An 11,510-nucleotide genomic window follows, 5' to 3' on the forward strand; every position below is an offset into this window, starting at 1 on the left:
ATATCGTGCATGAGCTAGAAGAGTACAATATCGAAGTGGATGTCTATGATCCGTGGATAGACAGCAGCGAGGCTGAGTGTGAATATAATATTACTCCAGTCAAAACGCCATCATCTAGTCATTATGACGGTATTATCCTCGCAGTCGCTCATAATGAGTTCGTCGATATGGGTATTGAAAATATTAGAAACTTTGGCAAAGACAGTCATGTTCTCTATGATTTAAAGTACGTCTTCGATAAAAATGATACTGATATACGTCTATAAACATCTAAAGCGATACGGAAAATACTATGACAATGACTACGTATGAGACAGTTAAAGAACGACTAGTAAGTGAACCTAAAACTTGGCTTATCACTGGTGTAGCGGGATTTATCGGCTCAAATTTGCTTGAGACGCTATTACTGTTAAATCAAAGGGTCGTCGGTTTAGACAACTTCGCCACGGGATTTCAGCACAATTTGGACGAAGTACAGTCTGTCGTTAGTAGCGATCAGTGGGCACAATTTAACTTTATAGAAGGCGATATTCGCAAATTAGAAGACTGCCAAGCGGCTTGTAAAGATGTCGATTATGTGTTGCATCAAGCGGCACTAGGCTCAGTACCGCGCTCTATCGCTGATCCTATTAATACCAATCATACTAATATCTCAGGCTACTTGAATATGCTAGTAGCGGCGCGCGATGCAAAAGTATCAAGCTTTACTTATGCTGCTAGTAGCTCAACCTATGGCGATCATCCAGCATTACCAAAGTTGGAGGATGCTATTGGCAATCCGTTGTCACCCTATGCGGTGACTAAATACGTCAATGAGCTATATGCCGACGTATTCGCTCGTACTTATGGCTTTAATACTATTGGTCTACGTTACTTCAATATCTTTGGTAAGCGCCAAACTCCAGATGGTGCGTACGCGGCAGTGATTCCAAAGTGGACAGCGGCGATGATCACAGGTGATGAGGTCTATATTAATGGTGACGGCGACACCAGTCGCGACTTCAATTTCATTGAAAATGCGGTACAGGCCAATATCCTAGCCGCGACTGCCAATGATGAGGCCAAAAACGAGGTCTATAACGTCGCAGTCGGCGGTCGTACAACGCTCAATACGCTATATGCCGCGCTAAAAGAGAACTTGGCTGACAATGGCATAAAGTATACTCAAGCCCCTGTGTATAGAGACTTTAGAGAAGGCGATGTGCGTCATAGCCAAGCTGATATTAGTAAGATTAAAAACGCGTTAGGTTATGCGCCAGAGTTCGATATAATTCAGGGCATTGAAAAGGCGATGCCTTGGTATGTTACTTATTTACAAAATAGCCTGTAGTTGAATAAATTATGTTAACAGTAATAAAACAACTCTTCAGTTTGCTGACAGATAAACAATTAAAGCAGTTTTATATATTACAAGTGCTAGTGGTTGTTATGGCTTTTACCGAACTATTAGGGATAGCTTCTATAGCACCATTTATGGCTTTAGTCGGTGATATTTCTATATTAGAAGAAAGTAATATTTTTTCTAAATTGTATCAAATGTCAGGTTTAACAGATCCTATAGATTTTGTATTTTATGCAGGTTTATTGGTTCTCATTGCCTTGACCCTTTCTACCTTAGTTTCTATGTTTACAGTTTGGAGGTTAGCAATTTACGGTGCTACAGTAGGCATTGAAATCGCTAATAGTCTTTATACATATTATATGCAAGAAGACTGGCAATTTCATGCTAGTGGTAGCAGTGCACAACTTACTAAACAGGTATCTGTAGAGGCCATACGCATAACTAATGGCATAATAGAACCACTTATGTTAATGAATGCAAAACTAGTTTTAGCTATTCTTATATCTATTAGTATTCTGATTTATAATCCAATTATAGCAATAGTTGGACTACTTATATTTGGTCTCGCCTATTTATTGCTTTATAGAGTAGTACGTAAAAGATTATCTGATAATGGTCAGAAGATATCGCAAGTTTCTACTGATAGATTTAGACTCATGAACGAAGGTTTTGGCGGTATCAAAGATGTATTACTACTTAATCGTAGTCATGATTTTATTGAGCGTTTTGATAAAAGTGGTAAAGTTTACGCGCGTGCGTTGGGAGTAAATTCGGCTATTGGACAAGTACCACGTTATTTTATGGAATTGATAGCTTTTGGTAGCATGATTGGCCTAGTGCTTATTCTAATTAAACTATATCAGGGTAACCTAGGAGAAATACTACCAATTTTAGCAGTATACGCTCTAGCAGCATTTAAGTTATTACCTGCTCTACAGCAAGTTTATTCTAGCTTAGCTCGAATTAAAGGAACTATGGCTGCTTTTGAAGCAGTAAAAGAAGACTTACAACAGTCTATGGGTAATCAAAAATGGCTGATGAATAAGTCTGTGTTCACACCAATAAAATTAGAGAAAGAAATAACATTAAGTTCTATAGGATTTAGTTATCCTAAAAAATCAAAACCTGCTGTGAATAATGTAAATATGACTATCCCAGTAAATAGTGTAGTTGGGCTAGTAGGATCGTCAGGCTCAGGAAAATCAACTCTAATTGATTTAATACTTGGTTTACTAGATCCACAAAACGGTCAACTAAGTATAGACAATACCTGTATTACTCTCAAAAATAAGCGTGCGTGGCAAAACACATTAGGCTTTGTTCCACAAAGCATTTTTTTAAGTGAAGGAACTATTGCTGAAAATATTGCCTTTGGTTTACCCATTGAGGTGATCAATTACTCACAAGTTAATAAGGCTATAGAGCTTGCTCATTTAACTGAACTAATTGCAGAGCTTCCAGATGGGATAAATACGAAGGTAGGTGAGCGTGGTATACAATTATCAGGTGGTCAACGTCAACGTATCGGAATTGCTAGAGCTCTCTATAACGAAGCAGATGTCTTGGTATTTGATGAGGCGACTAGTGCTCTAGATGGTATTACAGAAAAAATAATTATGGATGCTATACATGAATTTAGCGGTAAAAAAACTATCATTATGATCGCTCATCGATTAAAGACTGTAGAAAAATGCGATCTTATATACTTTATGGAAAAAGGTAAAATAGTAGATCAGGGGACATATCAAGAGTTAGTAGAGAAAAACATTCAATTTAGAGAAATGGCTGAACACTCTTGAGTCTGAATGATACCAACATTATTTTAGAATGAGTTAGTTGGCATAATATACATATAGCTGACTTTCATCGCTATGTAAGTCTTCAATCATTTACAAAATATATTTGAGAATCAACATGACAATACCAATTCAGATACTAGTTATTAACCTTAAATCTTCTACCGAACGTAAAGCTAGAATATCAGAGCAATTGAATAATTTAGACATTCCTTACGAGTTTTTGGAGGCTACAGAAGGATCTGTATTAACTGACGAATGGATAGAGTCTAATATAGACGATAGACTAAAAAATATCTACTACAATAAACTGCACTATTCAGTAAATAAAAACGCATTAGCTTGTGCTGATAGTCATAGAAGAGCGCAATTGATAGCTCGTGGTCTCAAAAGTAAATATACACTAATCCTCGAAGACGATGTAGAGTTAAGCAGCGATTTTAAAAAAAAAGTAACGAATACGATTGGGCTTATGAGAGAGCATTCGCTACATGTTGCTTTTTTAGGTTATAACCTCTCTAAAGGTAAATGCACTAAGAAGAAAAATATTAATAGTAAATTTGGCTTTTCTTTTTTCAATTATCCTATAGAAGGTCATGTATCAGGTGCTTATTCGTACATTGTTGATTCAGTTGGTGCTGATTTAATAGTTCGTGAGAACTTAGAGAAAATCCAAGACACTGCAGACACTTTTTACATAGAAGAAAAAGGACTTATTGATACTACCGTAGTTCTATACCCTAAATTAGTTACAACTGGCTATTTAGAATCAGATATAGGCGGCCATGTAAATTCAAAACTCAGTACAATTAAAAAAGCTAAGAGAGTTGTATATTCATTGGCATTGAAATCAAATACTACTCATGGTATTTTACGTTATTGGAAAGAAAGAAGATGGTAACTTTCAAATTAGTTTTATTTGAAATGATATTTTATAGAACTATGACTATATCTTTTAATATTAAAGTGTATTTTCGACTCCTTAGAAAAAATATATATAAGAAAATTATAAACTTTCTATCATTTAAATTGGATTGATATGTTTTCTGTAGTTATACCTTTGTACAATAAAGAGCTCAGTATAAAGAGCACTATACAATCTGTGCTTAATCAAACTTATCAGAGTTTTGAAATCATCATTGTAAATGATGGCTCAACAGATAATAGTATCAATGCTGTCAGCAAGATCGATGATGCTAGAATCCGTCTGATAAATCAAACTAATCAAGGAGTTTCTGCTGCTCGTAATCGTGGAGTTCTACAGGCGAATAATGACTGGATCGTTTTCCTTGATGGGGATGACTTATGGGAAATAAATCATCTTGAAAAGATTATAGAAATGATGACACTTTTTCCGAACAAAAAAGTATATGCAACGTCTTTCAAATATTCTGACAAAAGAACGACTTTTAAACATACACGATCAAGGCACATATTTGAAATTGAAAACTATTTTAAAGACGCCTTAAAAGAAAATTTATTATGGACGAGTATTGTAGTAGTTCATAAAGATTGTTTTGAAAAAGTAGGGCTTTTTGATACAAATATTAATCGAGGCGAGGATACAGACCTTTGGGTCAGACTCGCAAGCGAGTTTAAGATAATTAAGAGTTCCACAATAACTGCTACTTATAGAGTCGATGCAGAGAACAGAACTGAATTGAGTAAGAACTTGGATAGTACGTATATATATCATCTTGAATTAGATGATATAGAGGACTTTGATAAGAAAAAATATTTTGAGAGTATGATTGCCAATAGGTTGTACCAGTATAGCCGCTCGAAAGATTTTAAAAACTTTTTCAAATTAAAGAAAAGATATCCATCAATAGGTTATGGTGCAATTGTAAAGTATTCTGCAATACATTTATATAAAAAGGTAATTGAAATTAAGCGAAAAGTAATTTAGGTGGTTTCCATAATGAAAAAAGTATTATTAATGAATGTTCTTTATAAACCTAATATTGGTGGCGTTGAGAATTCTATTTCAGAAATAACAAACGTTTTATATGATGCTGGTTATCAAGTCGATATTTTTTGTAGCAATAGAAATAATGAAGATGAAGAAATTTTGAGTTTTTTTGAGAATAATAAGGATTGTAATATTTACCGTTACAAATACGACTTTAGTAAATTTTCTTTTTTTAAGAACATTTTTTATTCTAGTAAATTACTAAAAAACCTAAACAAAGAAAATAAGTATAATCATATAATTTCTAGAAGTTATTTTTTAACGATTGTAAGTTGGTTTTCTTGTATAGAAAATGTTAATTATATTGTGCCTGAAGTAAGCTACTACTCCAATAAAGGTAGTAGCTTAGAACATTCTACCATGAATAGTATAGTTAAATTTGTAAAAAATAAATTACAGTTTGCAGCGTTTATTGTTGCAAAAGATGTTTATGTTTTTTCAGAAAGTATGGTTGAACAAGTCAAAAAATCTAGTCTGGGGTTCATATCACCTAAAATAGTTGAACCAGGTATAAACTTTAAAAAGTTTTCTATTCCAACTACTACTGAAAAAAAAAATCTCAGGAAAATATATAATATCTCAGAAAATAGGACAGTTCTATTAGCTTTAGGAAGATTTAGTGAAATTAAACAATTTAATTTAGCAATTCTAGCTATGAAGTACTTGTCAGAACAATATTTACTCGTAATAGTGGGTTCAGGACCCGAGTTAGAAAATTATAAAAATTTAATAAATGATAATAAGTTGCAGGAAAAGATATTAATATTTGAATCAACTAACAACCCTGAATATTTTTATAAATCTAGTGATATATTTTTAATGACTTCAAGATACGAATCTTTTGGTCAGACCATTTTGGAAGCTGCTATGTCAGGTTTGAAAATTGTTGCTTTTAATCGTAAATCAGGTGTTAATACTAATGTAAAAAATATGCTATTAGGATGTCAAGATGTTTATTTTGTTAGTAATCAATCTTCAGTAGAACTAGCCAAGTCAATTACATTAGTATCTGAAAATACAATATCTGATAAATTTATTTACTTTAATAATCGAAGAGTAATAAAAAACCGTTATTCTTGGAGTAAACTTGTTTCAAAATTAGGAATAAGCGTGTAATTTTTTTCGTTCTTATTTATCATTCATATGATTATATTCATGAGATATTGTATTCAGTATGATAGTTAATAAATTTTTTCTTAAAGCTTCTATTTAATTTCGAGGTTAATAATGTTGTATTTTTCTTCACCATATTATAGGTCCAAAAGGTTTTCAGGGGCTAATAAAAGATTTGAAGAAATAATCTTTGAATGTGAAAGACTTTCAATTGAATATACTATTATTGTTGTCGATGGGAATACCCCAAATGGAATAAGTGAGCATAGGTGTTTATACATACCTGATTCTGTCTCTAGGTCAAGATTTTTAACATGGATTTGGCTCAATATTAGGTTTCTTATACTACCTAAAGGAATTGTAATTAATGATTTCAAACCTATTCCAGTTTTTTCTTATTTAAAACATGATACATATTTATTAATACATGATTTAAGAAAAATCCTCAATGATAGTGGCGAGATTAAAGGTTTTATTGGAAGAATTAATGTTTTGATGTTAAAGTTTTTTCCTAAAATAATTACCGTTAGTAATCACTCTAAAAACCTTTTAGTGAAAAATTGTGGGTTATTGGATAATGATATTGTTGTTTCTTATAATGGTATAACTAGTGAATATACTTCTAATTTTGTTGACGTTAATGTTGATAGAGATATTGATATACTATATGTAGCACATTTCGAAAACAGAAAGAGACATATTGATTTGCTTGAAGCAGTAATTTTATATAACTTATCCTTAAAGATCGTATTTGTTGGAGTAGATAATGGAGGCTATTGCGTAATAAAACCATTAATAAATAAGGCAAATAGTTTAGGTCATAGTATTACTATACTTGATAGTCTTTCAGAGAGTGAGTTAATCAGTTTGTATAGAAGAACTAAGGTTTATGCATTTCCTTCTTCTTTAGAAGGTTTTGGTATGCCTATAATAGAAGCAAAGTCTCAAGGTTGCAAAATAGTTTGTAGTGATATAGATGTTTTTAAAGAGATATTAACTAGCAGTGATTATATATTTAAAGTTAAAGACATAAGATCACTTCTTAATGAACTAGAAAAAGCATTAAATAACACTAAAAGATATAGTAATTCAGCTGAAGAGAGGTTTTTATGGAAAAATATTGTGAATCGTCTATTGATAGATATAAAAGTAATATAATCAACGAAAAATAGTTTAAAATAGGATCATTATGATATTACCTGTAATTATGGCTGGCGGTTCTGGTTCAAGACTTTGGCCTTTATCGAGAAAACTAAATCCTAAACAGTTCTTGAGTCTTTGTGGTGAAGAGACTTTATTACAACAAACATTATCACGTTTGGAAGGTTTATCCGCTTCTAATCCATTAATTATCTGTAACGAGGATCATCGTTTTTTAGTCGCCGAGCAATTAAGGAACTCAATCGCAAAAGATGCAAATATTTTGCTAGAGCCAGTTGGTCGCAATACAGCACCTGCTATCGCACTGGCTGCCTTGAAGGCTACTAGTAATGGTGAAGATCCAATATTGTTAGTTTTAGCAGCTGATCATTTTATTCATAACACACAGAAGTTCTTACAAGCAGTAAAGAACGGTGAAGAAATTGCTCTTAGAAATAAACTAGTTACTTTTGGAGTCGTACCTACTCATCCTGAAACTGGTTATGGTTACATAAAAATTGGTGCGCGTTTATCTACTAATGGATCTGAAGTTATAAGTTTTGTTGAAAAGCCTGACATGACAACTGCACAAACTTATCTAGATTCAAAAGAATATTATTGGAATAGTGGTATATTTATGTTCAAGGCTAGCGTTTTCTTGCAAAACTTGAAAGCTTTTAGACCTGATATTTTACATGCCTGTAAGAAAGCAACTAAAGGTATGGAGGTAGACATGGATTTTGTTCGTGTTAATTCACAGGCTTTTGTAGATTGCCCTTCGGAATCCATTGATTACGCAGTCATGGAGAAGTCTTCAGATACAGCAGTGATTGAATTAGATGCAGGTTGGAGCGATATTGGTTCTTGGTTGGCGTTGTGGGAAATAGGAACTAAGGATCAGCAAGGAAATGTATGTAAAGGAGACGTATTACCTTTTGAGACAAATGATAGTCTAATTTATTCTGGTAATAAATTAGTCGTTACATTAGGTGTAGAAAATTTAGTCGTAGTTGAAACCAAAGATGCGGTATTAGTAGCTCATAAAAATAGTGTACAAAATGTTAAAAAAATAGTTGATATACTTAAAAGGGATGGTCGTACTGAATATATTAACCATCGTGAAGTATATCGTCCATGGGGTTTTTATGACTCGATAGATAATGGTGAACGCTATCAAGTAAAGCGCATTACTGTAAAGCCAGGTGCAAAAATTTCAGTGCAAATGCATCATCATAGAGCTGAACATTGGATAATAGTCAGTGGTACAGCTAAAGTAACTATAGATGATAAGATCGAAATACTAGCTGAAAACCAGTCAGTATATATACCCATTGGAAAAATACATTCATTGGAAAATCCAGGTAAAATTCTATTAGAATTAATTGAAGTTCAATCAGGTGCTTACTTAGGAGAAGATGATATAGTCAGAATTCATGATATATATGGTCGAAATTAGAAATATAGTTTGTATTTGATATTTTTCTTTACATCTTGTAGCCTTGAAATTCTAAGGGTTAACAGTCTTGATATTTATCATACTAATCATTCAATATATAGTTAATTCAAATTAAAAAAGAGTACAACCATAATAATATGCTACTGGTATATATTCTTCTTCTGTTCTGAGGTCTTAAAGGTTGTTCAGAATCCATTATAGTAGTAATAGGTTTATCCTATAAGGGACCAGCCATAGTATAAATTGAATTAATAAGTTTTATATTTTAATTTATGATTGAAATTTTTGCAGGAATTACTTTAATAATCGAGATATAAAGTATGTGGTAACTGAACTAATTATTATAAGTTCAATTTAAATAGAATAAAACTATTGAGATAAATGAATGTCAGATCTAAGTTGGATTTATAGTTATAATTTTATAGGCACTAGGCTATTCGATTTGCCTAGTCTGTTAATATGTTTGTTGACTATATTTGTAATTGGATATAAATTTCAAGTACCTCGTAACTATCAAACTATACTTGTATTACATTGTTTCTTACCTTTTGTCCTAAATGATGTATTGTTCAGCGTATCTTATATGCCAGATCAACTAAAATACTGGACTAGCGTCAATGCCATAAGAAGTGGCGAAATTAGCATAGTTGAAGCATTCAGTAGTGGTAGCAACGTACTAGAGGCTAGCACCTTCTTTGCAGTTATGCCATTTCCAACCCCAGTATCACCTATCAGCTTAGGTTTTTATAATACTTTTATTTATATTATTTTATTCTTTATATTATATGCAAAGAACATCTTTACCAAAGTATCTCTATGGTTTTACCTACTTTTCCCTAGTTTGGCGCTATATACAGCACTAAGTCTTAGAGAGACGCTGATCCTCTTTTTTATGATATTGGCAGTCGTATACGCTAGAGAGTCTAAGCTGATAAAAAGTATCCTTTGTATGGTGCCTATATACTTTATCAAGTTCCAAAATTTCTATATTGTTGGTCCAGTAGTATTGCTGTATTTTTTATTCGACGTTGCCAAAAAAGGTATGGGCCTAAAAAAAGCCTTAGTTATTGGGGTCATCGCTCTTATGTCACTAATGGCTTCTGCTCCTATAGCGTTGCCATTAGTTAATAAGTTTAGGGTCTCTATGTTCGTAGAGGATGGCGGCGACCCCAATAATATACAGCTAATTTCAGGGGTAGGTGATTTTGTCATACAAGGGATTACTTCAGGATTTTACTTCCTATCTAAACCTTTTATATGGGAGGCGCGCGGTCTCTTACCTTTTATACAGTCATTCGAAAACTTATTTATTCTAATCATTCTATTTCTAATTACTCGCCAAGCTTGGAAAAAGAGCCCAGATAGACTTGCTTTTTGGCTGCTATTCATGGCGCTATCTATGTCCGTATATGGTTTAGTTGTATTTAATTATGGTACCGCAGTACGCTACCGCTATGGTTTTGTCGTTATGTACGTTCTATTTGTCTGTGTAGACTGTAATATCACTAAACTTAGAAGTAATGTGACAAAAAGATATGTTCAACCGCCTAAAAATTCATTATAGAATCAAGTTGAATAGACTTACTTCTACACTCTTACTATTTCTCCCTCAATATAATGCGTGCTACTTATGAAATTTCTGATATGTGCAAACTACTTACCTCACGTGTTGAACTTTCGCGGTAAGCTATTACAAGACATTGCAGCGCTAGGCTACGAGATACATGTGATCGCACCAGAGCTAAAAGAGCATATCGAAGACTATAACACGCTGCTTGATTTAGGCTATGTCCTCCACGAAGTGCCTATGCAGCGTACTGGGACTAACCCTATATCAGATACCAAAACCCTAATAGCGATATATCGACGACTACGCGAAATACAGCCTGACTACATGCTCTCATATACCATCAAGCCAATTATCTATGGCACGCTAGCCGCTTGGCTTGCTAAAGTACCTAAGCGCTTTATTCTACTCTCAGGTCTTGGCTATACCTTTCAAGAGGTTGAAGAGTCTGGCAGACGCAGTCGCTTTCAAAAGCTCGTCCATGGCCTATATCAGCAGGCCTTGTCTAAATCGACCAAAGTGTTTTTTCAAAACCCTGACGATCTCAATTTATTCAAAACCCTCAATTTGCTTGGTGAAAATACACCTGCTATCGTCGTCAATGGCTCAGGGGTAGACGTCGCAGATTTTAGCGTACTGCCGTTTCCTCAAGATGACGCAGGACAGATTAAACCTTCTTTTTTATTGATAGCTAGACTCCTTAAAGACAAAGGGGTCGTTGAGTATGTTGAGGCTGCCAAAATAATTAAGCAGCAATATCCAGCAGCTGAGTTTCATTTAGTAGGCTGGATAGACGAGAACCCAGCAGCTATTGATCAAGCGCAGTTAGATGAGTGGGTAGAGACTGGTATTGTTAATTATTGGGGTAAGCTTGATGATGTACGACCTGCTATCGCTGCCAGCGCTATTTATGTATTACCTTCTTATAGGGAAGGCACGTCGCGCTCGGTGTTAGAAGCTATGGCTATGGGTCGCCCTATTATCACTACTGATGCACCCGGTTGCCGCGAGACTGTAGTAGAGGGCAGCAACGGCTATCTAGTACCCGTAAAATCAGTTGGTGAGTTGGCTGAAGCTATGGAGAAGCTAATCATCAGTCCTGATCTGATTACTACTATGGGACA

10 protein-coding genes are annotated in these 11,510 nt (G+C 34.0%); all 10 read left to right on the forward strand.

What is annotated here, in order from left to right; translation table 11 throughout:
• The coding region (locus ACTXGO_RS05415; RefSeq protein ID WP_443573606.1) for a UDP binding domain-containing protein at positions 1 to 266 on the forward strand (266 nt) is incomplete at its 5' end.
• Between the two features lie 32 nt (positions 267 to 298).
• Complete coding sequence (locus ACTXGO_RS05420; protein ID WP_443573624.1) at positions 299 to 1,330, forward strand: NAD-dependent epimerase/dehydratase family protein; 1,032 nt, start codon at positions 299 to 301, stop codon at positions 1,328 to 1,330.
• Positions 1,331 to 1,341: 11 nt separating this feature from the next.
• Positions 1,342 to 3,141: an ABC transporter ATP-binding protein gene (locus tag ACTXGO_RS05425; RefSeq protein WP_443573608.1), complete on the forward strand. Its 1,800-nt coding sequence runs from the start codon at positions 1,342 to 1,344 to the stop codon at positions 3,139 to 3,141.
• Between the two features lie 115 nt (positions 3,142 to 3,256).
• Positions 3,257 to 4,039: a glycosyltransferase family 25 protein gene (locus tag ACTXGO_RS05430; protein WP_443573610.1), complete on the forward strand. Its 783-nt coding sequence runs from the start codon at positions 3,257 to 3,259 to the stop codon at positions 4,037 to 4,039.
• A gap of 138 nt (positions 4,040 to 4,177) precedes the next feature.
• Complete coding sequence (locus ACTXGO_RS05435; RefSeq protein WP_443573612.1) at positions 4,178 to 5,047, forward strand: glycosyltransferase family 2 protein; 870 nt, start codon at positions 4,178 to 4,180, stop codon at positions 5,045 to 5,047.
• Between the two features lie 12 nt (positions 5,048 to 5,059).
• A complete protein-coding gene (locus ACTXGO_RS05440) occupies positions 5,060 to 6,226 on the forward strand; it encodes a glycosyltransferase (protein ID WP_443573614.1) in 1,167 nt (388 codons plus the stop codon).
• Positions 6,227 to 6,337: 111 nt separating this feature from the next.
• Positions 6,338 to 7,381: a glycosyltransferase gene (locus ACTXGO_RS05445; protein WP_443573616.1), complete on the forward strand. Its 1,044-nt coding sequence runs from the start codon at positions 6,338 to 6,340 to the stop codon at positions 7,379 to 7,381.
• A 31-nt stretch (positions 7,382 to 7,412) separates the two neighbouring features.
• Positions 7,413 to 8,819: a mannose-1-phosphate guanylyltransferase/mannose-6-phosphate isomerase gene (locus tag ACTXGO_RS05450; protein ID WP_443573618.1), complete on the forward strand. Its 1,407-nt coding sequence runs from the start codon at positions 7,413 to 7,415 to the stop codon at positions 8,817 to 8,819.
• 583 nt (positions 8,820 to 9,402) lie between these two features.
• The gene (locus ACTXGO_RS05455; protein ID WP_443573620.1) at positions 9,403 to 10,383 is read left to right on the forward strand and encodes a hypothetical protein; all 981 of its coding nucleotides are present in this window, start codon (positions 9,403 to 9,405) and stop codon (positions 10,381 to 10,383) included.
• 66 nt (positions 10,384 to 10,449) lie between these two features.
• A partial coding sequence (locus ACTXGO_RS05460) for a glycosyltransferase family 4 protein (RefSeq protein WP_443573622.1) occupies positions 10,450 to 11,510 on the forward strand: 1,061 nt, incomplete at its 3' end.

The organism is Psychrobacter sp. T6-1 (assembly GCF_052258445.1).

Coding starts and splice junctions, on each gene's coding strand:
- ACTXGO_RS05420 (WP_443573624.1), top strand. CDS start 299: ATGACTACGTATGAGACAGTTAAAGAACGACTAGTAAGTGAACCTAAA.
- ACTXGO_RS05425 (WP_443573608.1), top strand. CDS start 1,342: ATGTTAACAGTAATAAAACAACTCTTCAGTTTGCTGACAGATAAACAA.
- ACTXGO_RS05430 (WP_443573610.1), top strand. CDS start 3,257: ATGACAATACCAATTCAGATACTAGTTATTAACCTTAAATCTTCTACC.
- ACTXGO_RS05435 (WP_443573612.1), top strand. CDS start 4,178: ATGTTTTCTGTAGTTATACCTTTGTACAATAAAGAGCTCAGTATAAAG.
- ACTXGO_RS05440 (WP_443573614.1), top strand. CDS start 5,060: ATGAAAAAAGTATTATTAATGAATGTTCTTTATAAACCTAATATTGGT.
- ACTXGO_RS05445 (WP_443573616.1), top strand. CDS start 6,338: ATGTTGTATTTTTCTTCACCATATTATAGGTCCAAAAGGTTTTCAGGG.
- ACTXGO_RS05450 (WP_443573618.1), top strand. CDS start 7,413: ATGATATTACCTGTAATTATGGCTGGCGGTTCTGGTTCAAGACTTTGG.
- ACTXGO_RS05455 (WP_443573620.1), top strand. CDS start 9,403: ATGCCAGATCAACTAAAATACTGGACTAGCGTCAATGCCATAAGAAGT.